The organism is Amycolatopsis sp. SB7-3, assembly GCF_041021335.1.
GTDB lineage: Bacteria > Actinomycetota > Actinomycetes > Mycobacteriales > Pseudonocardiaceae > Amycolatopsis > Amycolatopsis japonica.
Genome location: NZ_JBFPJQ010000004.1, coordinates 24,840 through 47,875 on the forward strand (window position 1 = coordinate 24,840; position 23,036 = coordinate 47,875).

General features: G+C 70.4%; 21 protein-coding genes. 8 read left to right on the top strand and 13 right to left on the bottom strand.

The window, feature by feature from the left end:
• Positions 1-38: 38 nt before the first annotated feature.
• The gene (locus AB8M46_RS27685; RefSeq protein WP_394362162.1) at positions 39-1,028 is read left to right on the top strand and encodes a YeiH family protein; all 990 of its coding nucleotides are present in this window, start codon (positions 39-41) and stop codon (positions 1,026-1,028) included.
• On the opposite strand, the gene AB8M46_RS27690 is transcribed toward AB8M46_RS27685, so the two are convergent.
• Positions 1,006-2,181, bottom strand: a complete 1,176-nt coding sequence (locus tag AB8M46_RS27690) for an MFS transporter (RefSeq protein ID WP_394362163.1) — start codon at positions 2,179-2,181, stop codon at positions 1,006-1,008. The two genes, AB8M46_RS27685 and AB8M46_RS27690, sit on opposite strands and share 23 nt — an antisense overlap.
• 56 nt (positions 2,182-2,237) lie before the next feature.
• A complete protein-coding gene (locus AB8M46_RS27695; protein ID WP_037344194.1) occupies positions 2,238-3,134 on the bottom strand; it encodes a DMT family transporter in 897 nt (298 codons plus the stop codon).
• On the opposite strand from AB8M46_RS27695, the gene AB8M46_RS27700 reads away from it, so the two are divergent.
• Positions 3,133-4,557 (top strand): PLP-dependent aminotransferase family protein, encoded by a 1,425-nt coding sequence (locus AB8M46_RS27700; RefSeq protein WP_394362164.1) that lies wholly within the window; start codon positions 3,133-3,135, stop codon positions 4,555-4,557. The two genes, AB8M46_RS27695 and AB8M46_RS27700, sit on opposite strands and share 2 nt — an antisense overlap.
• 37 nt (positions 4,558-4,594) lie before the next feature.
• Entirely contained in the window at positions 4,595-5,293 is a 699-nt protein-coding gene (locus tag AB8M46_RS27705) for a Crp/Fnr family transcriptional regulator (RefSeq protein WP_052120931.1), read from the top strand.
• Between the two features lie 18 nt (positions 5,294-5,311).
• Here the strand turns inward: AB8M46_RS27705 and AB8M46_RS27710 are convergent, their stop codons facing one another.
• Positions 5,312-5,908: a hypothetical protein gene (locus AB8M46_RS27710; RefSeq protein ID WP_394362165.1), complete on the bottom strand. Its 597-nt coding sequence runs from the start codon at positions 5,906-5,908 to the stop codon at positions 5,312-5,314.
• 173 nt (positions 5,909-6,081) lie between these two features.
• On the opposite strand from AB8M46_RS27710, the gene AB8M46_RS27715 reads away from it, so the two are divergent.
• Positions 6,082-7,578: an exo-alpha-sialidase gene (locus AB8M46_RS27715; protein ID WP_394362166.1), complete on the top strand. Its 1,497-nt coding sequence runs from the start codon at positions 6,082-6,084 to the stop codon at positions 7,576-7,578.
• Positions 7,579-7,634: 56 nt separating this feature from the next.
• Here AB8M46_RS27715 and AB8M46_RS27720 read toward each other — a convergent pair whose 3' ends face one another.
• From AB8M46_RS27720 to AB8M46_RS27740, 5 genes are all read right to left on the bottom strand, one after another.
• Positions 7,635-9,044, bottom strand: a complete 1,410-nt coding sequence (locus AB8M46_RS27720) for a DHA2 family efflux MFS transporter permease subunit (RefSeq protein ID WP_394362167.1) — start codon at positions 9,042-9,044, stop codon at positions 7,635-7,637.
• A gap of 89 nt (positions 9,045-9,133) precedes the next feature.
• Positions 9,134-9,601, bottom strand: a complete 468-nt coding sequence (locus tag AB8M46_RS27725) for a hypothetical protein (RefSeq protein WP_037344187.1) — start codon at positions 9,599-9,601, stop codon at positions 9,134-9,136.
• Position 9,602: 1 nt separating this feature from the next.
• Positions 9,603-9,875: a DUF1905 domain-containing protein gene (locus AB8M46_RS27730; RefSeq protein WP_016335596.1), complete on the bottom strand. Its 273-nt coding sequence runs from the start codon at positions 9,873-9,875 to the stop codon at positions 9,603-9,605.
• A 39-nt stretch (positions 9,876-9,914) separates the two neighbouring features.
• Positions 9,915-10,421 (bottom strand): flavodoxin domain-containing protein, encoded by a 507-nt coding sequence (locus AB8M46_RS27735; RefSeq protein WP_037344186.1) that lies wholly within the window; start codon positions 10,419-10,421, stop codon positions 9,915-9,917.
• 88 nt (positions 10,422-10,509) lie between these two features.
• A complete protein-coding gene (locus tag AB8M46_RS27740) occupies positions 10,510-11,718 on the bottom strand; it encodes a nitric oxide synthase oxygenase (protein WP_394362168.1) in 1,209 nt (402 codons plus the stop codon).
• A gap of 377 nt (positions 11,719-12,095) precedes the next feature.
• Between AB8M46_RS27740 and AB8M46_RS27745 the strand changes: the two genes are divergently transcribed.
• Positions 12,096-13,112, top strand: coding sequence for a CobW family GTP-binding protein (locus AB8M46_RS27745; protein WP_394362169.1), 1,017 nt, complete (start codon positions 12,096-12,098; stop codon positions 13,110-13,112).
• Positions 13,113-13,224: 112 nt separating this feature from the next.
• Positions 13,225-13,491 (top strand): hypothetical protein, encoded by a 267-nt coding sequence (locus AB8M46_RS27750; protein WP_037344584.1) that lies wholly within the window; start codon positions 13,225-13,227, stop codon positions 13,489-13,491.
• A gap of 56 nt (positions 13,492-13,547) precedes the next feature.
• Here AB8M46_RS27750 and ligD read toward each other — a convergent pair whose 3' ends face one another.
• Genes ligD through AB8M46_RS27765 form a run of 3 tightly spaced genes read right to left on the bottom strand, consistent with a single transcriptional unit; the run spans position 13,548 to position 16,822 of the window.
• Entirely contained in the window at positions 13,548-14,555 is a 1,008-nt protein-coding gene (gene ligD, locus AB8M46_RS27755; protein ID WP_125738177.1) for a non-homologous end-joining DNA ligase, read from the bottom strand.
• Positions 14,552-15,631 (bottom strand): ATP-dependent DNA ligase, encoded by a 1,080-nt coding sequence (locus AB8M46_RS27760; protein WP_394362170.1) that lies wholly within the window; start codon positions 15,629-15,631, stop codon positions 14,552-14,554. The genes ligD and AB8M46_RS27760 overlap by 4 nt, the downstream gene beginning before the upstream one ends.
• Positions 15,632-15,670: 39 nt before the next feature.
• The gene (locus tag AB8M46_RS27765) at positions 15,671-16,822 is read right to left on the bottom strand and encodes a DUF1015 family protein (protein ID WP_394362171.1); all 1,152 of its coding nucleotides are present in this window, start codon (positions 16,820-16,822) and stop codon (positions 15,671-15,673) included.
• Positions 16,823-16,933: 111 nt separating this feature from the next.
• Here AB8M46_RS27765 and AB8M46_RS27770 point away from each other — a divergent pair, with 111 nt between their 5' ends.
• Positions 16,934-18,454, top strand: a complete 1,521-nt coding sequence (locus tag AB8M46_RS27770; RefSeq protein ID WP_394362172.1) for an MDR family MFS transporter — start codon at positions 16,934-16,936, stop codon at positions 18,452-18,454.
• Positions 18,455-18,529: 75 nt separating this feature from the next.
• Here the strand turns inward: AB8M46_RS27770 and AB8M46_RS27775 are convergent, their stop codons facing one another.
• Positions 18,530-19,420 carry a TIGR03854 family LLM class F420-dependent oxidoreductase gene (locus AB8M46_RS27775; RefSeq protein WP_394362173.1) on the bottom strand — a complete coding sequence of 297 codons (891 nt, stop codon included), beginning with the start codon at positions 19,418-19,420 and terminating at the stop codon, positions 18,530-18,532.
• A gap of 139 nt (positions 19,421-19,559) precedes the next feature.
• On the opposite strand from AB8M46_RS27775, the gene AB8M46_RS27780 reads away from it, so the two are divergent.
• Complete coding sequence (locus tag AB8M46_RS27780) at positions 19,560-20,306, top strand: thioesterase II family protein (RefSeq protein ID WP_199755270.1); 747 nt, start codon at positions 19,560-19,562, stop codon at positions 20,304-20,306.
• Here AB8M46_RS27780 and AB8M46_RS27785 read toward each other — a convergent pair.
• Positions 20,296-23,007: an AAA family ATPase gene (locus AB8M46_RS27785; protein ID WP_394362174.1), complete on the bottom strand. Its 2,712-nt coding sequence runs from the start codon at positions 23,005-23,007 to the stop codon at positions 20,296-20,298. The genes AB8M46_RS27780 and AB8M46_RS27785 overlap by 11 nt on opposite strands.
• Positions 23,008-23,036 lie beyond the last annotated feature (29 nt).

Consider the following 23,036-nt stretch of genomic DNA (forward strand, 5'->3'; position numbering starts at 1 on the left):
GGCTACCGAGCCCACCCCGGCCGGGCGAAGCTCGAACCATGAGCACCACGCACGCGAGACCGACGAAGCCCTACCTCACGGCCTTGGCCGTCACCGGCGCCGGAGTGGCCGCCGCTTACCTGGTCGGCACCGCTTTCCCGGTCGTCAGCGCGCTCACCATCGCCGTCGTGCTCGGCATCCTCACCGGCTCGCTGTCGTCGGTGTCGGAGGAGACCCGGAAGGCCATCGCCGGGATCACCAAGAAGCTGCTTCGCGCCGGCGTCGTGCTGCTCGGTCTGCAACTCTCGCTCCCGGCCGTCCTCGCGCTCGGCCCCGGGACCCTGCTCGCCGTCGTGCTCACGGTCGGCATCACGTTCCTCGGCACCATCGGCCTCGGCAGGCTCCTCGGCGTGCCACGCGGTCTGGCGATGCTGGTCGCGACCGGCTTCTCGATCTGCGGCGCGTCCGCCATCGCCGCCATGGAAGGCGTGGTGAAACGCGAAGACTCCGACGTCGCGACCGCGGTCGCACTGGTCACCTTCTACGGCGGGCTCGCCATCGCGGCGGTCCCGTTGATCGGCGGCTGGCTGCGGCTCGACGCGGCCCGTATCGGCGAATGGGCCGGGCTCAGCGTGCACGAGGTCGCGCAGGTCGTCGCCGCGGCCACCCCGGCGGGCAGTGCCGCCATCGCGGTCGCGATCGTGATCAAGCTCAGCCGGGTGGTCCTGCTCGCCCCGATGGTCGCCGCGGTCGGCGTGCACGAACGGAATCGTCCCGTCGACGGCAAGCGGCCGCCGCTCGTCCCGCTGTTCGTTCTCGGTTTCCTGGCGATGGCCGCCCTGCGCAGCACCGGGATCGTGCCGGGCCTCGCGCTCGACGTCGCCAAGATCGCCTGCACGCTGCTGCTGGCCGGAGCGCTGTTCGGGCTGGGCTGCGCGGTCCGGATCGGCACGCTCGTCCGCACCGGCGGCCGCGCACTGGTGCTCGGGCTGCTCTCCACCCTGCTGGTCGGGACCACCGCGCTGGTCACGCTGACCGTGCTCGGCTGAGGACCGCGACCGCGAGCAGCGCGACCACGCCGCCGGTGACCATCACCGCCGGGACGGACACCGCGTCGACGACCAGTCCGCCGAGCAGCGCGCCCGCCGAAAGGGTCGCCTGGAACGACGAGGTGAACAGCACCGACGCCGCCTCGGGCGCCTGCGGAGCCGCCCTCGCGAACCACGTTCCCGAACACACCGGGACGGCACCGTAGGCGAATCCCCAGACCACCAGCAGCGCCAACGCGCCCGGTTTCGTACCGCCGAGGAACGGCAACGCGCAGGTCACCACGCCGATCAGGCCCGCCGCGGTGAGGAAGGTCAGCCGGAGGTCGCGCGCGATCGCCGCCCCGGCCACGAAGTTGCCGGCGATCCCGGCGGTGCCGTAGACGAACAGGAAGACGGTGATCAGCTCCGGGCTCACCTGCGTCACCTGGCGCAGGAGTGGCGTGACGTAGGTGTAGGTCCCGAAGTGGGCGAGCACGACCAGCACCGTGACGAGCAGCCCGAGCCGGGTCGCCCGCTGACGGGTCATCTCGCGCAGGACGCCGAGCCGGGTCGCACCCGCCGACGGCAAGGGCGGCAAGGCGAACGCCAGCGCCGCGAGGACCCCGGCCGTGAACACCGCCATCACGGCGAAAGCCGCCCGCCAGCCGAAAAGTTCGCCGAGGAAGGTCCCCGCGGGCACGCCCAGCACGGAGCCGAGCGGGACGGCGGAGAAGATCACCGCGGTCGCCGTGCCCGCGCGTTCCGGGCCCACGAGCCGGGCGGCGAGCCCGGACCCGATCGCCCAGAAAGCGCCGATCACCAGCCCGACGAGGACTCGCGAGACCAGCACGGCCCAGTACGCGTGCGCCGTCGCGGCGAGGACGTCGGACAGCGCCAGCACCACCATCAGCGCGCACAGCAGGATCCGGCGGTCGAGCCGTCCGGCGGCGACGGTGACGACCGGGGCCGCGAGCGCGGCGAGGAACCCCGGCAGGGTCATGGTCAGGCCCGCCGTCCCCGGCGTGATCCGGAAGTCCTCGCCGATCGGGGTCAGGAGGCCGATCGGCAGGATCTCCGTGGTGACGAGGGAGAAGATCCCGAGCGTCACCGCGAGGACGGCGAGCCATCCCTTCAGCGGGGTCCGCGCGGAGGTGTCGAGGGTCGAAGCGGTCATGTGCTCCAGCCCATCACCGCGCGGGCACCGCGGTCTGGCGGATTCGCGACGTTGATCTAGGTACGGGACCGCTGGGTCACGACGATGCAGGCGACGACGATCAGCGCGGTGACCGGCGCGGCGGCCGGGAGGTGCTCGCCGAGCAACAGGACCGCCCAGACCAGCGTCAGCAGCGGCTGGGCGAGCTGCAACTGGCTCGCCCGTGCGACGCCGATCTCGGCCATTCCGCGGTACCAGGCGAAAAACCCGCCGAACTGCGAGATCAGGGCGACGTACAGCAGGCCGACGATCCCTTCGCCGGTGATGTGCAGCGGCTCGGTCGCGAGCCCGAAGACGGCGAACGCGCCGGTGACCGGCAACGCCATCACCAGCGCCCAGGCGATCACGTGCCAGCCCGCCATCTCCCTGGCCAGCCTGCCGCCCTCGGCGTACCCGAACGCGCACAGCACGAGCGCGCCGAACAGGAACAGGTCCGCTGTGGACAGTCCGCCGCCGCTCTGCGCGACGGTGAACACCACGACCGCGCTCGCGCCGACCGCGGCGGCGAGCCAGAACCGGCGGGACGGCCGGTTCCCGGTCAGCTTCGAGGAGATGACGGCGGTGGCCAGCGGCAGCAGCCCGATCACCACCGCGGAATGCGCCGTCGACGACGTCTTGAGCGCGAGCGTGGTCAGGATCGGGAAGGCGAGGACGCAGCCGAGGGAGACCACGGCCAGGCCCCGCCATTGGTCGCGTCTCGGCAACGGGACCCGGAAGACCCGGAGACAGGTACCGGCGACCAGCGCGGCCAGGACGCTGCGCAGCCCGGTGGCGGTCCACGGGTCGAAGCCCTTGAGCGCCCACACGGTGGCGGGGAACGTGAACGAGAAGGCGAGGACACCCAGCGCCGCCAGCGCGGTCCCGGAGCGGACCGCTACTGCCCGGTCCGCGATAGCGCTATCATCCAGTCTCATGTCCGATGGTAGCAGCGTCACCAGCCTGGTCACACAGCTGCGGTCCACTTTGGAGCGCTATCCAATCGATGGAAAGCTGCCGTCCAGCCGGGAGCTGGTCCGGGAGCTGAAGGTGAGCCCGGTGACGGTGTCGCGCGCCATCGCCGCGCTGGCCGCCGAAGGACTGGTGATCACCCGCCCCGGAGCCGGCGTCTTCCGCGCGCCGCCGCCCCGTGAAGCGGCCGTGTCCGGCGACGTGTCGTGGCAGGAGGTGGCGCTGAGCTCGCAGTCCGGCACCCGCGCGATCGACGCGAGCGGCGTGCTCACCGCGCTGAGCGACCCGCCTTCGGGCGTCATCGACCTCAACGGCGGGTACACGCATCCGAGCCTGCAGCCGGAACGCGAACTCGCCGCGGCGTCGGCCCGCGCCGGCCGCCGTCCCGGCGCGTGGACGCGGCCGCCGATCTGCGGCCTGCCGGAACTGCGGGCCTGGTTCGCCCGCGACATCGGCAGCCCGGTGAACGTCGAGAACATACTGGTCACCTCGGGCGGGCAGAGCGCGCTGACCACGGCGTTGCGCGCGCTCGGCGCTCCCGGCGCGCCGGTGCTGGTGGAATCCCCGACGTACCCGGGGATGCTCGCCATCGCGCGGGCGTCCGGGCTGCGGCCGGTCCCGGTGCCGATCGACCGCGACGGCGTCCGGCCAGGACTGCTCGCGGACGCCTTCCGCGAGACCGGCGCCCGGTTGTTCGTCTGCCAGCCCGCGTTCCAGAACCCGACCGGCGCGGTGCTGTGCGCCGAACGCCGCGCCGAGGTGCTGCGGATCGCCCGTGCCGCGGGTGCTTTCGTGATCGAGGACGATTTCGCCCGGCTGATGGCGCATCCCGGCAGCCCGGCTCCCCCGCCGCCGCTCGTGGCCGACGATCCCGACGGGGTCGTGGTGCACATCCGCTCGCTCACGAAACCGGCGTCGCCGAGCCTGCGGATCAGCGCGCTGGCCGCCCGCGGCCCGGCACTGGAACGGCTGCGCGGCCTCCACGCCGTCGAGAGCTTCTTCGTACCGCGGCCGCTGCAGGAAACCGCGCTCGAACTGGTGAGCTCCCCGGCGTGGTCCCGGCACCTGCGGACTCTCGCGGCTTCGTTGCGGGAACGCCGCGACGTGGCCGTCTCGGCGTTGCGGGAGTTCCTGCCGTCCTGGCAGGCCGTCCCGGTCCCGACCGGGGGCTACCACCTGTGGCAGCCGCCCCCCGGTTTCGTCGACGAAGTAGCGCTGACCAGCGCCGCTTTCCGCGCGGGAGTAGCGGTCACCCCGGGCAGGATGTACTTCGCGGCCGAGGCGCCGGGGCCCTATCTGCGCCTGAGCTACGTCAGCGCCGCGACGGGCGCGCAGCTGCGCGACGGGATCCAACGCCTTTCCCAGGCGTACCAGGAGCTCCCCGGTTGACGTCTCGTACGATCGCCCACGGAGGCGACGAGAAGGCATGACTCAGCCGGCGGCGGAGCCGCACGATGCACCCGGCAGGCTCTGGGAGCTGCTCGACGACGGCCAGCGCAAGGCGCTGCGGGCCGAGGCCGAACTGCGCCGGTACCCGGCGGGAACGGTGATCATCCGCGAGGGCGACCGCTCGGACTGGGTGCTGATCCTGATGACCGGGCGGGTCAAGATCACGTCGGTGTCCACCGGCGGTTACGACGCCGTGCTGGCCGTGCGCGATCCGGGCGACATCATCGGCGAGATGGCGTCGATGGACGGCAGCCTGCGCTCGGCCACCGCGATCGCCGTCGAGCCGGTCACCGGCCTGTGGTTGTCCGCGCGGGCGTTCAACTCCGTGCTCCGCGAACATCCCGGTATCTCCGTGGTCCTGCTCCGGATCATCACCTCACGTCTGCGTTACGCCAACTCGCGCCGGACCGAATTCGGGGACAGCACCGCCGCCGAACGCATCGCCGCCATCCTCGTCGACCTCGCCGAGCGCTACGGCGTGCCCGTCGCCGAAGGCACCCTGATCGCGCTGAAGATCAACCAGCGCGACCTGGCGGGACTCGCTTCCGCGTCGCGGGAAGCCGTCGCGCGGACCCTGCGGACCTTGCGCGCCGACGGGCTGCTCAGCACCGGACGCCAGCGGCTGGTCGTCCGGAGCCTGAACGACCTCAGGCAACTGGCCCCCGACGACCACTGAGCCGCCGCGGCAGCGCCCTCATCGGCGCCCGGCTCTCCAGCGAAGCAGGGTCCGATGGCGTTCCACCCGCGCCCCGAACCGGGTGAGCGTTTCGTGCACGGCCTGGTCGCCGGGGTCGAACATGACGCGATCGCGCACCAGGGCGCCCAGTTCGACGATCAGCGGCCCCGCCAGGTCGTCATGGACCCTGAGAATCGTCAGCGAAGCCAGGCCGCTCTGCTTCTTGTGCCAGGCGAGGACGTCGACGCGGACCGGCGCCCTCCGGAACCGGCGCACCCCCATGGCGACGAGCCCCGCGACACCCTGGCACGGCAATTCCAGCACCAGGAACGGCAACAAGAAGAGTCCCAGCAGCAAGTACATCGGGACATGCACGAGTGCTTCCAAGAAGACCAGCAGCCCGAAAGCGCCCGTCGCCACCTTGTCCAGAGGTCCGTTGTCTCCGGTCTCGTCTCGAGCCTTGGGTTCGTCGTCGAGGTAGAGCCCCCAGTCCGGGGTGAGCTTGTAGTGCCGGTAGCCGCCGGCGAGCCCAGCGAACGGCTGGACCCACCGGCGCCACGGGGCGAACCGGCGATCGACCGCCCATTCGCGCCCCTCCGGATCGAACACCTTCATCGCCCTCCCCCTCTCGATCTCGCCCCGTGTCGGCGGGATCGAGCTTGGCAGGAAGAGCAGCGTCGTTCTGCGTCACCTGACACAGAACGCGAGATCGGTTGTACGCGCCTTGTACGACCGAAAAGGACGCTGATGCCCCGTCACCCGGAAACCATCCAGGACGGAGCAATCCCTTGAAGATCTCTCGCGTCGCACAGGGCCTGTTCGCGGCCCTCGTCGCCATCGCGGCGGTCGGCGCCTTCCCTGTCACCTCATTCGCCGCGACCGCCGCCGTCGGGAACACGGTGGTGTACAAACAGAAAACAGAAGGTTACGACTGCTTCAGAATCCCCGCGATCGTCAAAGCGAACAACGGTGAGCTGCTCGCGTTCGCCGAAGGACGCAACGGCGGCGCCAGCTTCTGCAACGACCGCGGCGACATCGATCTCGTCGTCAAACGCTCCGCCGACAACGGCAGGACCTGGAGCGCCCCGAAGATCGTCATCGAAGGTTTCGGTGACACCAAAGGAAACCCGACCCCGATCGTGATCCCGTCCACCGGGCGGATCGTGCTGCTGTCGGTGATGGAATGCGTCAAGAACCCGGACTGCAACAGGATTCCGCGTGTTTCGATCAGCGACGACCACGGCAAGACGTGGACCGCGCCGAAGGTGCTCACCACCCAACTCGGGTTCGACACCGCGCCGGGCTGGCTCGCGACCGGCCCGTCGCACGGCATCGTGCTGACGCGCGGCGCGCACGCCGGCCGGATCGTCGCCGGGATGAGTTACACCATCGACGGCAAGAACAGCGGCGCGCTCGTCTACAGCGACGACCAGGGTGTCACGTGGAAACGCGGCGCCACCGACACCCCGGCGACGACGGCCGGGCTCAACCCGCAGGAGATCAGCGTCACCGAACTGCTCGACGGGCGCGTCTACGCCGCGGCGCGCAACCAGGCCAACAACGACAACAAATGCCTGAGCGGCGGCGCGAAGAACCGTGCCTACGCCATCAGTTCCGACGGAGGGGCGAGCTTCTCCACCAAGTTCACCTTCGAGGAGGACTTGATCACGCCGGTGGTGCAGGCTTCGACCGCCCGGATGACCGCGACCGACAAGGCGGGCAAGTACAACCGGATCCTGTTCGCCGCGCCGTCGGTCTGCGACCGCCGCAAGGAACTCGTCGTGCGGTCGTCGTTCGACGAGGGGGCGAACTGGCAGGGCAACTCCGCCGGCACCCTGGTGTGGAGCGGTGACGCCGCGTACTCCGACATGGTCCAGCTTTCGTCGGGCTCGGTCGGCGTGCTGTACGAAGCGGGCCCGGCAGGCAACGCCAACGAGACCATCCGCTTCTCGACCGTCACCGACACGACCCTCGGCGCCCCGGTCTGCGGCGGCGGATACGGCGTGATCGACTCGGCACCGCTCGGGACGGCTGGCACGGTTTACCTGTCCTACAACGCTTCCAACGGACAGAACTGTGTCAGCACGATGAAGAGCGAGGCGGCGGGCACCGCGACCGCGACGTCGGCCTACCTCGAGGTGTCGGGGTCGGCCCGGATCACCGACTCCGGTTCGTTCTCGTGGTTCGCCGGTCCGGTGCGGGCGGCCGCGGCGGGCAAATGCGTGAAATGGGGCGGTTCCGCGGGCGGGAGCAAGTACGACAGCCCGTCCGAACACTGCGGCTGAGCACTGGGTCTCGTGAGTGGCGAGGACGGTTAGAACCGTCCTCGCCACTCACGAGGTCACGCGCGGCGCGTCACCCACCAGAGCCTCGCGCCCAGCAGCGCGGCGACCGCGGCCGCGCCGGTGAGCCACCAGAACGTCGCACGGAAGGCCGCCTCCGCGCCCGCGGGCAGCAGATTCGCCAGCACGACGGCGAACAGAGCCGTCCCGGCGGCACCGCCGACCCGGCTGACGATGTTGATCTGCGCGGCGGCGTCGGGCAACTGGTCCTTGGTGACGGCCGCGTATCCGGCCGTGGTCGCGGGCATCAGCAGGAAGGCCACGGCGATTCCCCTGGCCAGCAACAGGATCTGCACGACGACGCCGTCCGGTGGGAAGCCGCCGATGGCGAAGGGGACGGTGGTGGCGAGCGTCGCGACACTCCCCCAGGCGGCGACCAGGCCCGCGCCGTAGCGGTCGGTGAGCTTGCCGGAGATCGGCAACGCGATCGCCGAACCGAGCCCGAGCCCCATCAGCAGCAGCCCCGTCTCGACGACCCCGTTCCCGCCCAGTACCTGGAAGTACAGCGGCAGCAGGAAAAGCGCGCCGAACAACGCGGGCGCGGCGAAGAAGGACAACGCGACCGCCGCGGTGTAGACGCGGCTGGAGAACAACGTCAGGTCCATCACCGGGTTCTCCCGGCCCCACGACCGCCGGACGAACAGCGCCAGCAGCACGACCCCGGCGACGAGCGGCACCAGCACTCCCGCGCCGAACTCCTCGCCACCTTCACCCCAGGTGGTGAGCCCGTACAGCAGCGCCGGGATTCCCGCGCTCACCAGGACGAAACCGAGCCAGTCGGGCCGGGTCGCCGCGCCCTTCGTACCGCGAGGCACCAGACGCAGCCCGAGTACCAGCGCGATCACGCCGACCGGGATGTTGATCAGGAAGAGCCATTCCCAGGAGAGACCGCGCAGCAGGACCCCGCCGAGAACCGGGCCGAACGTCGGGCCGACGCTCATCACGATGCCCAGCGTCCCCATGACCCGCCCGAGCCGGGCGGGACCGACCGCCTGGCCGAGCACCGTTTGCCCGGCGGGCAACAGTAGGCCGGCGGCGAGGCCTTGCAGCACCCGCAGCCCGATCAGCCAGCCGACGTTCCCGGCCAGCGCGCACAGCACCGAAGCCACGGTGAACGCCGCCAGCGACACCAGCCAGACGCGGCCCGCGCCGAAGCGGCGGCTGAGCCAGCCGCACAACGGCAACGCGACCGCCAGCGCGACCAGGTACGCGGTGAAAACCCATTGCACGGAAGCGATTCCGGCGCCGAGCTCACGGGTGAGCGTCTCGGCCCCGACCGCGAGGACCGTGGTGTCCAGCATGGTCATGAACGCGCCGAGCACGATCACCCAGGCCATCCGCCAGGCCTCGGCCGGAACCTTGTCCGGCGGCGGGGCGGTGTCCGCCCGCCGTTCCAGCGAAACAGCCATCGGGATGTTCTCCTCACGTGCCCGGGGATCTTGACCCGGCTCACGCTAAGACCTCGACTTAAGTCAAGGTCAAGCGAAGAACACCACGATCACTTCGGCGGACGCAGCCGCGGGGAAAGCTTGGTGAGCGCCAATTCCTCCAGCCGGCTCGAGATCTCCGCGAGCCCGGCGTCGAACCGGTCCAGATCCACCCCCTTCTCGGACAGGTCTTCGCGAACGTGTTTTTCGACCTTCGCCCAGTCGTTGCGGTACCGGGTGGCGAGTTCCTTCCACGGCACACCGGCCAGCCCGGCGGTGAGGCCGCCGTCGTAGGCGAGCACGCCGCGCTCCATCAGGTACGCGATGCCCGGGTAACCGAGATATCCCTGCCAGTAGGACCCGTTGTCGTTGGCCGTGATCGATCCGGCGGCCGGATCGTGGCGGACGTCGTAGGTCTTGGCCTTGTCCGACGACGTCACGCGTGCCGTGTCACCGTCGATCTCGACCCGCCCGTCGGCGACCGCGCCGAGCGCCTCGTAGATCTTGATGACCGGGGACGGCTTCCATGCGGTGGCCAACTCAGCCCTCGAGCCTTTCGAGCAGGACGATGTCGACGGTGTCACCCTCCTCTTTGCCGATCGCCTTGCGCACGTCGGCCTTCACCGGCAGCTTGTGGGTGCCGTCCCCCAACGCCATGAACGAACTCCGGAACGGATGCCCGTCGATCGTCCCGCGCACCTTGACCAGTCCCCTGGTGCCGAAGAACTCGGCGGAGCCGGGCATGATCACGTACGTCCAGCCGCCCTTCTCCGGGCTCTTGAGCAGCTTCGCGGTGAACTGTTTCTTGTCCATGGATCCACCCTACGACAGCGCACCGACGAAACCAGACACTCAGAGGGTGACTCGGATGCGCACGCGGCGGCCGACATCGCGGGCCCACGCCCGGATCGACGGCCAGTCGCGGAAATCGCCGGCCCACGGGCCCGCCGCCATGATCTTCCAGAACAGCCCGCTCGCGGTGTCCGGGGTGAGCTTTCCGCCGAAGGTGGCCGTGCGTTCGGCGTCGATCCTCGCGGCCAGCAGGGCGACCCCGGCGGGCAGGCTCACCCGTTTGCCCGCGGCGAGCGGCCCGCACGGGCCGCTGTGGAACAACCAGACGGGGCGGTTTCGCAGCGCCTCTTCGTGCTCGGCGAGCAGGCGGACCGCCTCCGGGCGCCAGCGCCGGTGATACAGCGCGCTTCCCACGATCACCGCGCCGTACGGCTCGACGTCCTCGACTTCGGCCGCGTCCTGCAGATCGGCCGTCAGCCCGCCTTCCCGCAGCTCGGCGGCGATCACCTCGGCGATCTCCCTGGTCCCACCGGATCGGCCGGCGTGGACGACGAGCACTGCGGTCATGTCCCCATTGTCCGCGCGGCCGCAACCCGTGCCACCGTTCAGCCCATCGACACGCCGCATTCGGCTCACCTCTTCACCCGTCGGAGCGCTACCCGGGAGGCAGGAACGCCGGCCTCGCGGCCGGATCGGGTTCGTCGTAGTAGCGGTGGAACACCGCGGTCTGCCCGCCGGACAGCGGGGGGACGATCCAGCTCCAGTCGGCCTGGCAGCGACGTCCCGCGCGTTCCTCCTTGGCGATATGCGTGAGGAACCGCCGCGATTCGGTGTGGTGGTCGGCGACGGTCACGCCCGCCGCGTCGAAGGAGTGCTGGACGGCCAGCGTCAGTTCGACCAGCGCCCGGTCGCGCCACAGGGTGCGCTCGGACTTCGTCGACAGGCCCATCAGATCCGCGATCACCGGCAGCAGGTCGTAGCGGTCGGCGTCGGCGAGGTTGCGCGCGCCGACCTCGGTGGCGAGGTACCAGCCGTTGAACGGCGCCGCGGGATAGGTGAGCCCGCCGATGACCAGCCGCATGTTGCTGATCGCCGGGACCGCGTGCCAGCGCAGGCCGAGCCCGGCGAACCACCGGTGGTCGGGATGCGACAACGGGACCTCCAGCACCGCGTCCGGCGGCAGCCGGAACAGGCTCCGCTCCTCCGGCTCGGTCTCGATGAGGAGCGGGAGGACGTCGAAGGAGCCCTTCCGTTCGGGCGGCCGCCAGCCGTGTTCCCGGACGGTCTCGGTGAAGTCGGCGTGGCGCGGATCGCCCAGCACCGAGCCGTCGCCGAGCCGGTAGCCCGCGTACCGGACGAGCTGATCGTTGTGGATCTTCGGACCGGGTCCCGCCGGGCCGTCCGGCGCGAACACGGTGATGGTCGAGCGGATCCGGCCACCCCGGGTCGCTTCTCGCAAATGGGTGACGCACTCGTCGGCGATGGCGGAGGCGCCTTCGACGTCGCGGCGGTCCCGCACCTTCAGCCCCTGCCAGTACAGCCTGCCGATGCAGCGAGCGGAGTTCCGCCAGGCCACCCTGGCGCCGAATTCGAGCTCGGCGGTCGTGTGCCGGTAGGTGCCGGTCGCGTCGATCTCGGCACGGACCCGGTCGAGCCGTGCGTGCAGCCGTGCCTGCCCGCCGTCCGTTTCGGCGTGGAAGAGCCGGAGGAAGTCTTCGGCCTCCGCCACGTCCACGCTCCGTTCCCGGGGCCGTACCTCCGGAGGCAAGCGAGGGATATCCGTCACCCGCATGGACGCCGTCGCCACCTCGGCCTCCCACTCTCCGAATTCGACGCCGGCACCGGCGGCGGGAACGATCACCATTCCTCCTGCACTCGGAAAATGCCCGGAGGCTCATGCCTGATCGGCGAGCTGGCCGGGTCCGGACCAGACGAAAGACGATACCCCACGGTAAGGCGGCCACGATCCACCAAATGGCAGAAGCTTCGGCCACGATGACATTTCAGCAGGTGGAAAGCTTGCCGACGACAATATTTGGAATTGAGTAAGACTTCGCGGGATATTCACCGAATTTCCTCGAAGAAAACGATCACATCCGGGTCATGATCACTTTATGATCGTCATTCATCACTCTTTCGAGCGTATTCGACCCCCGACTCTTCTACTCTTTCCCCCTGCCGGTGTATTGACCCGGTTCCGCCGTCGCTAGAGTGCTGGGAGATCCGACGGAAAGGAAAATCGTGGTCGACAGGCGGATTCCGGTCATCCTGGTCGCGGGCTTCCTCGGCTCCGGCAAGACCACCCTGCTCAACCACCTGCTGGCCAACCGGCAGGGTGCGCGGATCGGGGTCGTGGTCAACGACTTCGGCAGCATCGCGGTCGACGCGATGGCCGTCTCCGGCCAGGTCGACACCATGATGTCGTTCGGCAACGGCTGCCTGTGCTGCGCCGTCGACGCGAGCGGCCTCGACGCCATGCTCGCGAAGCTTTCCGAGGCCGAGGCGGGGATCGACGTCATCGTGATCGAAGCCAGCGGGCTCGCCGAACCACGTGACCTCATCCGCCTGATGATCGCCAGCGAGAACCCCGTCATCGCCTACGGCGGTCTGGTCGAACTCGTCGACGCCGCCGAGTTCGAATCGACCAGGAAGCGGCACCCGGAACTGGACGAGCACCTCGGGTTCGCCGACTTGGTCGTGCTCAACAAGACCGACCGGGCAGACGAGGAGACCCTGGTCAAACTGCGCGGCACGATCGACGAAATCGCGCCCGGCACGCCGGTGATCGCCACCTCCCACGGCCGGATCGACCCCACCCTGTTCTTCGACGCCCGGCCGCGCGAACGAGTGGGCCAGATGTCGTTCGACGACCTCCGCGAGGAGGAGCACGACCACGAGCACCACTTCCACACCGCGTACGACAGCGTCGCCTTCACGACCGAGCGCCCGCTGGACCCGCGACGGCTGATGGACTTTCTCGAACAGCGCCCCGGCGGGCTCTACCGGATCAAGGGCTTCCTCGACTTCGGCCCGAATGGCACGCGGTCCCGGTTCGGCCTGCACACGGTGGGCTCGTTCATCCAGCTGGAGCGGTCGTCGTGGCCGTCCGGCCTGCCGCGCCGGAGCGAGCTGGTGCTCATCGGTTCGGGAATCGACACCGAGGCCGTCACCGCGCGCCTGGAAGCCTGTGTCGCGGATGATCCCGAGGTCGTCGACGAACGCGGCATGCTGCGCGTGCTGCGGTTCATTCAGGACTGAATCGGGTCTGACACGCCGAAGGCCGAAATACCGGGAATCGCGGCGCGTCTGCTTGACACTGTTTTCCGGAAGGAATCTCGAGCTGGACCACCTGTATCGGGAGGACAGTTCCATGACGAACACCGCCGGACGCTGGTACCTGGTCGGCGCGCTGCCGGAAGACTCCCCCGCCGCGCATCTGATGACCCGCTCCGAAGACCTCCGGTACCGGCGTTCCGCCTGCGGGGACAAGGAATCCCGCCTGTGGACGCCGGTGGACCTCACCACCACCGACGTCGCCCCGTGCCCACGCTGCGCCGCGACCTTGCCCGGCCACCGGTCCAGCCGCAAGGCCGAACCCGCCGTGAACACACAACTCGCTTTCGACCTGCCACTCTGACCGCGTTTAGTCCTCTGAATGCGGTAGTTGCGTGCGCAAGGACCGCATTCAGAGGACTAAACGCCTTCTTTCTTCGCCCGGCTCGGCGCCACCCGCGGCGGCTCGTTCGGCATCTTCGGGTAGACGGGCGGCCAAGGCGCGTCCATGAGCCCGTTCGCCATGTCCTTCTTGGACATCTCGAGCAGCGGCTCGATCGACTGCGGTTCCGTTGCCGCCCAAGGGTCTCCGCGTTCGGCGAGGCGGGCGGGCACAGTGGACAGGGTGAGCTTGTCCGGCTCGACGGTCTCCAGTTCGTCCCAGCCGATCGGCGTCGACACCTGCCCGCCGACCCGCGGCCGCACGCACCACGCGCCGAACACCGTCTTGTGCGGCGCGTTCTGGTTGAAGTCGACGAACACGCGGGAGCCGCGTTCCTCCTTCCACCACTGCGCCGTCATCTCCTCCGGGTGGCGGCGTTCGAGTTCGCGGGCGAGCGCCACGGCGGCCGCGCGGACCTCGTAGCCGTCCCACCTCGGTTCCAGTGGCACGTAGAGGTGAAGGCCGCGCGAGCCCGAGGTCTTCAGTTGCGCTGTGATGCCCAGCTCCTCGAGCAACGCCTTCGTGAGGACGGCACCGTGCCGCAGTTCGGGGAACCCGATCCCCGGCGACGGGTCGAGGTCGATCCGCAGCTGATCACTGATGTCCGGCGCGTCGGCCCGGTTCGGCCAGACGTGGAACCCGAGGCACCCTTGATTGACCGCCCAGATGACGTGCGCGAGGTCCTTCGCCACGAGCGCGTCCGAAGTGGTCCCGTTCGGAGTGGACACCACCGTCGTGGTCAGCCAGTCAGGGGCGTTCTTCGGGACCCGCTTCTGGAACCACGATTTCCCGCCGGCACCGTCGGGATAGCGTTCCAGCAACAAGGGCCGGTCGCCGAGCTGGGCCAGCAGCGGGACCGAGACCGCGCGGTAGTACTCGACGAGGTCCAATTTGGTCTCGCCGCGCTCCGGGAAATAGACCTTGCCCGGATTGGACACCGTGAACTCGACGCCGTCGAGATCCAGCGTGACCGGCTCCGCCTTCATTTTTCCCCCAGCTCGGTGAACAAGGTGGCCAGCTCGGCGGGCGGGACCTCTTCGAGCTGCGCGTACGTGCACGAGGCGGGCTCGCGGTCGGGACGGAAGCGCACGAGCCTCCCGCCGTGCCGGAACCTGGTGCCTTCGACGTGTTCGTAGCGGACCTCGGCGACCCATTCGATGCGGACCGGCTCCCAGCTCAGGTCCTTCTTCGGCGCCCACCGGCTGCCCGCGCCCGGCATCCGGCCGCCCGCCTCCTCGTGGGCCTCGGCCCACTCGCGCCACGGATGGTCCTCCAGCGCGTTCTCCCGCAGCGGCGCGAGCTCGTCCACCAGCTCACGACGCCTCGCGGCGGTGAAACTGCTGGCCACGCCCACATGGTTCAGGACGCCCTCGTCGTCGTAGAGGCCCAGCAGCAGCGACCCGACCCCGACCCCGTCCTTGTGCCACCGGAATCCGGCGACGACGCAGTCCGCGGTGCGCTGATGCTTGACCTTCCACATCACCCGCTTGTCCTGCTCGTACGGCGCGTCGGCCGGTTTGGCCATCACGCCGTCGAAACCCGCGCCCTCGAAGCGGGTGAACCAGTCCTGTGCGACGTCGGGATCCTCGGACAGCGGGGTGAGGTGCACCCGGGCGAACTTCGTGTCGACCACGCTTTCGAGCAGCTTCCGCCGCTCCCCGAACGGTTCCGGCGTGAGATCCCGGTCGTCCAGGGCGAGCAGGTCGAACACGACGAAACTGGACGGCGTCTCCTCGGCCAGCTTCTTCACCCGGGACGCCGCCGGATGCAGACGCAGCTGCAGCGCCTCGAAATCGAGCCCGCCCTCGGTGACCAGCACGATCTCGCCGTCGACGACGCAGCGCTCGGGCAGCGCCTCCTTGAGCAGCTCGACCAGCTCGGGGAAGTACCTCGTCAGCGGCCTGTCGTTGCGCGAGCCCAGCACGACCTCGTCGCCGTCGCGGAAGACCACGCAACGGAAGCCGTCCCACTTCGGCTCGTACAGCAGCCCCGGCGTGCGCGGCAGTTCGTGCACGGCCTTGGCCAGCATCGGCTTGACGGGCGGCATCACGGGCAGTTCCACGAGGCGATCCTAAGCCGCGCCACCGACAAAAGCGCGACGTCAGAGCTCGGCCAGGAGGAGCCCGCTGCGGGGTTTCGGCGTGAAATAGGTGGCCTTCCTCGGCATCCGCGCCCCGGCCGCGTGCACGGCGAGCACCTCCGCGTACGGGACCGGGGCCAGCAGCAGCACCGCGTCCGCGTCCTCGGGCACCGGAACGCCGGGCAGCAACGGCCGCACGTGGGGCCCTTCCGGATCGACGCCGAGTGCCCCGCGGAGCAACTCCTGCTCGACCACCGCGTGGTCGCCGCCCGCCTTGCCGAGCGACACCCGGAACGCCGACGTCCCCGCCACCACGGTCACCTCGCCCGCCTCCGACGGCGGATCCGCCGGACCGGGGCGGACGTCGTACCCCGCTTCCGTCCAGCGCCGGGCCAGGGTGTCCGCGTCGAGACCGGTGCCGGCGAGCACCCGGTGGATGGGCCCGATCCTCAGCCCCGGCCCGCCGGTGACCAGCGCCAGCAACGCCCCGCGCCCGGAGGCCGCGGCGGCCGCGACGCGGTGGTTGCCGTCCGCGACCAGGAGATCCAGGCCGTCCAGGGTCGCCAGCAGTTCGTCCTGGTCTTCGCCGGGGCCGGCGAGCCACAGTTCGTGCTCACGACCCGCGCCGTCCACTGTGGACAGGCTGGGCACCCGGCCGCGGCAGATCCGTTCGATCAGCGCGGTCAGCTCGCGGCCGCCGGTCGCGGGGACCAGCATCGCGGCGCTCGTCGCGACACCGAGACCGGCGAGCATCGCGGCCCGTTCCGCGACGACGTCCGGATAGACGTCCTCGGTGTGCCGGACCCGGGTCACGCCGTCGTCGCGGACCGCGGCGGGGTCGACCAGGCAGAGCACGCCGAGCGCGACGCCGTCCGGCCCGTCGATGCGATACGGCGCGACCACGGCGGAGACGGGGCGATAGTGGCGCTCCCGGATCCGTTCGAACGTCGCCCTGGCCTGCGGCAACGCGGCCTCGATCGAGAGCCCGCCCGCCAGCGCGGCCGGGGTCCTCGCCGGATGCTGGACCGCCAGCAGGCTGTCGCCGCGGGCCCCGGCGAGCGCGGCGGCCACCCGGTCCGGGTCGGCGAACTCGTCGACGTCGGGCCCCGGGACGGTGTCGCGGACTACCCAGCCACGGTCGATCGGGCGGATCCAGGTGCTCATCCGATCCATTTTGCGGGATACCTCACGGAAAAAATCGGTCCCATGACCGGGTGTCTCCGTGGAATGCTTACCCATGCGAAGTAGTTGACGTCGTTCATGAGCCTGAGGAGACCGTCACAGATGACCACCCCGGCCCCGGTCACCACGAAGGAAGGGGTCGGTTTCCGGTCCGAACGCGGCCCCGTCCTCATCGCCGTGATGCTGTGTTCCGGCCTGATCGCGCTGGACTCGACCATCATCGCCACGGCGGTGCCCTCGGTGGTCGCCGATCTGGGCGGGTTCTCGCAGTTCCCGTGGCTGTTCTCGATCTATCTGCTGACCCAAGCGGTCACCGTCCCGCTGTACGGCAAGTTCGCCGACGTGCTCGGCAGGCGTCCGGTGATGTTCTTCGGGATCGCGGCGTTCCTGCTGGGTTCGGTGCTGTGCGGCGCGGCCTGGAGCATGCCGGTGCTGATCGCCGCCCGCGCGGTGCAGGGCATCGGCGCGGGCGCCATCCAGCCGATCGCGCTGACCATGGTCGGCGACATGTACACCGTCGAGGAACGCGCCAGGGTGCAGGGCTATCTCGCCAGCGTGTGGGCCATCTCGTCGGTGGTCGGGCCGACGCTGGGCGGCGTGTTCGCCGAGTACCTCGACTGGCGCTGGATCTTCTTCATCAACCTGCCGCTCGGCGCGCTGGCGGCGTGGATGCTGTTCCGGAACTTCCGCGAGCGCGTCGAACGCCGCTCGCACCGCATCGACTACCTCGGCGCCACGCTGCTCACCCTCGGCTGTTCGCTGCTGATCCTCGGCCTGCTGGAGGGCGGGGTCGCCTGGGGCTGGGCGTCCGCGCCGAGCCTGGGGATCTTCGCGGCCGCGGCGGTGCTGCTGGTGGCGTTCGTGTTCGTGGAGCGCAAGGCCGAGGAGCCCGTGCTGCCGCTGTGGATCTTCACCAAACGGACCCTGATCGGCGGCAACCTGGTCGCCGTCGTCGTCGGCATGCTGCTGATGGGGCTGACGTCGTATCTGCCGACCTTCTCGCAGGGCGTCCTCGGCACCGGCGCGCTCGTCGCCGGATTCGCGCTGGCCGCGCTGACCGTCGGCTGGCCGATCTCGGCGTCGCTGGCGGGCCGGATCTACATGCGGATCGGGTTCCGGGACACCGCGCTGATCGGCAGCGGGGCGGTCATCGCGGGCGCGGCGCTGACGGTGTTCCTCGCGGCGGGTTCGTCGATCTGGCTGGCGGCCGCGGCCGCGTTCGTCCTCGGGCTGGGACTGGGGCTGGCGTCGAGCCCGACACTGATCGCCGTGCAGTCCACCATCGGCTGGGAACGCCGCGGCGTCGTCACCGCGACCAACATGTTCAGCCGTTCGCTCGGCAGCGCGGTCGGCGTGGCGATCTTCGGCGCGATCGCGAACGCCACCCTGGCGAACCGCTTCGCCAACCCGCCCGCCGGGGTCACCGGCCTGCCGTCCGGCGTCGACGCGACCAGTGTCGTCCTGGAGGGCAACGGTCCGGAAACCGCGACGACGACGTTCGTGCGGGGCGCCCTCGCGGACGCCACGCACCACGTCTTCCTGGCGATGCTGGTGGTCGCCGTGCTCAGCGTCGGGGCGCTGCTGCTGATGCCGCGGCGGACCGAAGAACTGAAGTTCGACTAGCGCCTCGGTCCGGTGGGTCGTGAGTGGCGTTTCGGGTTCTAACCCGAAACGCCACTCACGACCACGGTGACCCAGTCAGTTCTGCAGCGGGACGGCGTGCTCGACGAAGTTCTCCACGAACCGCTCGATCGGCTCCGGCCCGGCCGGGTACAGCACGAACTTGCTCAGCCCCGCGTCGATGTGCTCGGCGATCAGGTCGCGGGCGGCGCTCCAGCCGTCCGCGATCAGCCGGGCCGGGTCCGCACCGGACCGCGCCGCGACCGAAGCGGCGAGCGCGTCCGGGATCCCGTCATCCGCGACGAGGAGGCTGATCCCGAAGTGGTCGGCTTCGACTTCCCGGTCCGCCTCGGCGGCGGCCTCCTGGATCGCCTCGCGGCCTGCCCGCGCCTCCTCCGGCGTGAGGAAGCTGGCCAGCCAGCCGTCCGCGAGCCTGCCGACCCGCCGCAGCGCGCCGGGTGCCTTCCCGCCGAGCCAGAGGTCGAGCCGTTTGAGCGGGGTAAGACCGAGCCCCTTGCCTTCGACGCGGAAGAACTCGCCATCGAAGGTCACTTCCTCCTGCTCCAGCAAGGTCCTGATCAGCCGCAACGACTCGTCGAACACCGCGGCGCGACGGCCTTGCGGCACCGGGAACAAAGGCAGTTCCGCGTCGCGCGCGGGTTTCAGGCCGAAGACCGGAAGGACCCTTTTCGGCGCGAGCGCGGCGAGGGAGGCGAGCTGTTTGGCGACCAGCACCGGATCGCGGCCGGGCAGCACCATCACCCCGGTGCCGACCTTCAGTTTCGCGGTGCGGGCGAGCGCGTGCGTCAGCCCGACGACCGGATCGATCCTGGGCGAGTACACCGCCTCGGGCAGCCAGAGCGAGTCGACACCCGCCCGCTCCAGCAGATCGACCGCGGCGCCGAACTCCTCGGGCGCCGTCCCGGTCCCCAGCCCCGCACCGACCCTGATCTTCAGGTCCTCCGCCACATCCGCTCCCATCCGCCGAGCCCCGGTGTCCAGTGTTCCCAGCGTGAACAACCCCGCACAAGCATGGACTCATTCCGCGATTCCCCCGTACATTCCAGTGTCGTGCGGGTCGTTCCCGCGCGGATTGGGGGATTTTCGAATGGCAGGACAGGTTCTGAGCAGTTGGACGCGCTGCTTCCATCCGGCGCCGTCGGCCGGGATGCGGCTCATCGCCTTCCCGCACGCCGGTGGGTCCGCCAGCGCGTACCGCTCGTTTTCGGCCGCCCTCTCACCCACCGTCGAGGTGCACACCGCGCAGTACCCGGGGCGGCAGGACCGGATGGGCGAGCCGGTCATCGACGATCTGCACGTCCTCGCCGAGCAGCTGGTGGACGTCGTCGCCGCGTTCCCGAAACCCTTCGCCCTCTTCGGCCACAGCATGGGCGCCATCGCCGCGTTCGAGGTCGCGCGGCGGCTCGAAGCACGCGGCATCGTGCCGGCGGCGTTGTTCGTCTCGGCCCGCCGCGGCCCGGATGTACACAAGGAGAAGGCACTCCACCTCGCCGACGACGACACCTTCCTTCAGGAGGTCAGCCGTCTCGGCGGCACGGACCCCACGATCTTCGACGACCCGGACATCCGCGCGCTCGCGTTGCCGGCGCTGCGCGGCGACTACAAGGCCGTCGAGACTTATCGGTACCGGCCCGGTCCCGACGTGAGCTGCCCGATCGTCGCGCTCGCGGGCGACGCGGACCCGGTCCTGGAGGTGCCGGACACCGAGAACTGGGCCGGGCACACCAGCGGCTCCTTCGAGCTGGAAGTGTTCCCGGGCGGGCATTTCTTCCTCGACGACAACCTGGACGCCGTCGCCGCGCGCATCCTCGGCAAGCTGACCGTCAGTCGCTGAGGCCTTCCCTGCTCGCCCACGCGACGACCTCGGTCCGGTTCGCCAGGCCGAGTTTCGCCAGGATGCTCCGGACGTGGCTTTCCACCGTACGTTCGGAAAGCACCAGTTTCTCGGCGATCCGGCGGTTGCTCAGCGCGTCGGCGAGCAGGGCGACGATCTCGCGTTCCCGCCCGGTGAGCGGGTCCGCGGCACGGCGTTCGGCGCGGACGCGGTCGAGCAGCGCCGCGGCCCGCGCGAGCGGCCCAGGCATCGCCAGCCGCCGGAACTCGTCGAGGGCCTCGCGCGCGATCCCTTGCGCACGAACGAAATCGCCCCTGGCGACGAGAACTTCGGCGAGCAGCAACCGCGCCTGCGCGACGCCTGGCCGAGCGCCGATGCCTTCGTTGATCGCGATGGCCTGCTCGAACAGCCGCGCCGCCTCGTCGTGGCGGCCTAGCAAGGCGTTGAGCCGGGCGGGGTGCTCCAGGCTCGATCCGGTGCAGAAGACACCCGCGCCACCGGACACGGTCGGCCGCACCTCTTCGAGGCGCCGCAACAGGTATTCCGCCATCTCGACGTCTCGAAAGGCCTCGACCAGCGGCACGAGATTGGGCAGCGCGCCGGTGGCGTGCAGTGCGAACTCCGGGCTCCGCACCAGCGGGACCAGCTGTTCGTACCGGACCCTCGCCTCGTCGAGGTCGCCCGCGAGCAGGCTCAGCAGCGGCCGCGAGACCAAGGTGACCGGCAAATGCGGCGCGCGCTCCAGCAAACCCGCGTAGTCCTTCCGCAGATCCCCGGGGTCACCGGTGAGCAGCACGAGCTGGGTGCGGAACGCGTAGGACATCCCTTTCGCGGAGAAGTCGTCCGCGAGTTCGGTGTCGGCCAGTTCCTCCGCCGCGAGATCGAGTTCGCGTGCCTCGGCCAGATCTCCGCGCAACGCCAGCACCGAACTGCGCAGCCGCAGGTCGTGCCAGCGGACCAGGGGCAGCCTCGTCAGCCGTGCCAGCGTGGTCACCGCGACGAGTTCGTCGTTGACGAGCGCCATCCGCCCGTCCGCCAAGGCCGCGTCGATCCGCCATTTGTGGCCCCACAAGGAAACCAGCGGCTGCCGGGTACGCGAGCCCAGTTCGGCGGCCAGCGCGCCGAGCCGCAGCCGTTCGGACAGTGGCAGCTTGTCCGGAGCGACCTTCATCCGGGCGCGGACGGCGTCGACCAGCGCCTCGGGATCGCCCGATTCGTCGGCGAGTGCGAAGGCTTCGTCGGCGAGCTTTTCCGCATCGGCGAACCGGCCGTAATCGGCTTCCACCGAGGCGCTGTGCGCCAGCAGACGTGCCCGCGTCGTCCGGTCGACCCCTTCGGCCGCGAGCGCGCGGACGACGAGGTCGCGAATACCCGGCAGGAGATCCGGCGCCGCGACGTCGCGCACCACCAGCGCCGCGCGGGCGATCAGCCCGGCGTCGGCGGCGAGCCGGGCATGGTCGAGACTTCGCGCGAACCGGCCCGTCCGGTATTCGGCGACGGCGAGGTCGAGCAGCAGCCCGGCACGGTCCACTTCGGACAGTCCCGCCTTCGCGCGGGCGTCGAGCGCCATCGCGAGGAAACGCGCCGCTTCGTCGAAGGCCAGTGCCCGGTTCGCTTCCGCGGCCGCCAGCGCCGCCCACTCCGCCGTCTTCTCCGGCGCGGTCGCCGAACGCAGCCAATGCCCGGCGACCGTCCCGGCGAGCGAGGGTTCACGCCGGGCGTGTCCTTCGAGCGCGGCCGCGGCGCGACCGTGCGACGTTTCCCGTTCGGCTTGGCGGAGATCCGCGTAGATCCCGTCGCGGACGACGGCGTGGGCGAACCGGCCGGAACGCAGTACCCCGGCCTTTTCGGCCTGATCGAGCCCGTCGGCGACCTCGATGGCCGACAGGCCGGACACCTCCGAGAGCAAGGCGGCGTCGACGTCCTCGCCGAGCACCGCCGCGATGGCGAGCAGCCGCCGTACTTCCGGCGCGAGGGCGGCCACCGCGGTCCGCACGAGGTGGCCGAGTTCCGCTCCGCCGGCCGAACGCGCGATCGCGCCGAGGTAGAGCGGATTCCCACCGGAGCGGCGATAGGCCTCGCGTACGTCCTCTTCCGTCAGCCCGGTGAGCAGCGCCCGCGCTTCGGACTCGGCCAAGGGCGGCAGCGAGATGCTCCGCGCGCCAGGACGGCGGAGGAGATCGGGCAGGGCCGCGTCCAGCGCGGGAGTGTGCCCGGTGTCCCGGTGCGTCGCGACCACGGCCAGCTTCGAGCGCCGCAACTCCCCCGCCAGGTGGCGCAACAGCCGCAACGACGCCTCATCGGCCCAGTGCAGGTCTTCGAGGACGACCACCAGGCCCGCCGGTTCCGCCGCGGCCACCAGCGCGTCCGCCGCGGCGGCCACCAGCCGGAACCGCGCCGCCTGGACGTCGCCGGCGCCCTCGGTCTCGGCGAAAGCGGTCTTCACGGCCGAATCGACCGACGGCAGCGCCTCGACGACGCGGCGCCACGGCCACAGCGGCGGCGCACCCGGATCGTCGGCGCACCGGCCCCAGACGACGGTGGACGCGCTGGACGTCGCCTCTTCGACCAGCCGGGTCTTGCCGATCCCGGGTGGACCGGAGACGAGCACGAGGCCGCCGGAGCCCGCGGCGGCGTCGGCGAGCCTGCCGCGCAGGCTCGCCAGTTCGCCCTCCCGGCCCACGAATGGTTCCCGGTTCACGCAAGGAGTATCGCTCTCCGGGCCCGATT

Excerpts from the sequence above, each read along its gene's own strand:
- AB8M46_RS27685 (WP_394362162.1), top strand. The coding sequence starts at position 39 with ATGAGCACCACGCACGCGAGACCGACGAAGCCCTACCTCACGGCCTTG.
- AB8M46_RS27690 (WP_394362163.1), bottom strand. The coding sequence starts at position 2,181 with ATGACCGCTTCGACCCTCGACACCTCCGCGCGGACCCCGCTGAAGGGA.
- AB8M46_RS27700 (WP_394362164.1), top strand. The coding sequence starts at position 3,133 with ATGTCCGATGGTAGCAGCGTCACCAGCCTGGTCACACAGCTGCGGTCC.
- AB8M46_RS27695 (WP_037344194.1), bottom strand. The coding sequence starts at position 3,134 with ATGAGACTGGATGATAGCGCTATCGCGGACCGGGCAGTAGCGGTCCGC.
- AB8M46_RS27705 (WP_052120931.1), top strand. The coding sequence starts at position 4,595 with ATGACTCAGCCGGCGGCGGAGCCGCACGATGCACCCGGCAGGCTCTGG.
- AB8M46_RS27710 (WP_394362165.1), bottom strand. The coding sequence starts at position 5,908 with ATGAAGGTGTTCGATCCGGAGGGGCGCGAATGGGCGGTCGATCGCCGG.
- AB8M46_RS27720 (WP_394362167.1), bottom strand. The coding sequence starts at position 9,044 with ATGGCTGTTTCGCTGGAACGGCGGGCGGACACCGCCCCGCCGCCGGAC.
- AB8M46_RS27730 (WP_016335596.1), bottom strand. The coding sequence starts at position 9,875 with ATGGACAAGAAACAGTTCACCGCGAAGCTGCTCAAGAGCCCGGAGAAG.
- AB8M46_RS27735 (WP_037344186.1), bottom strand. The coding sequence starts at position 10,421 with ATGACCGCAGTGCTCGTCGTCCACGCCGGCCGATCCGGTGGGACCAGG.
- AB8M46_RS27740 (WP_394362168.1), bottom strand. The coding sequence starts at position 11,718 with ATGGTGATCGTTCCCGCCGCCGGTGCCGGCGTCGAATTCGGAGAGTGG.
- AB8M46_RS27750 (WP_037344584.1), top strand. The coding sequence starts at position 13,225 with ATGACGAACACCGCCGGACGCTGGTACCTGGTCGGCGCGCTGCCGGAA.
- ligD (WP_125738177.1), bottom strand. The coding sequence starts at position 14,555 with ATGAAGGCGGAGCCGGTCACGCTGGATCTCGACGGCGTCGAGTTCACG.
- AB8M46_RS27765 (WP_394362171.1), bottom strand. The coding sequence starts at position 16,822 with ATGGATCGGATGAGCACCTGGATCCGCCCGATCGACCGTGGCTGGGTA.
- AB8M46_RS27770 (WP_394362172.1), top strand. The coding sequence starts at position 16,934 with ATGACCACCCCGGCCCCGGTCACCACGAAGGAAGGGGTCGGTTTCCGG.
- AB8M46_RS27780 (WP_199755270.1), top strand. The coding sequence starts at position 19,560 with ATGGCAGGACAGGTTCTGAGCAGTTGGACGCGCTGCTTCCATCCGGCG.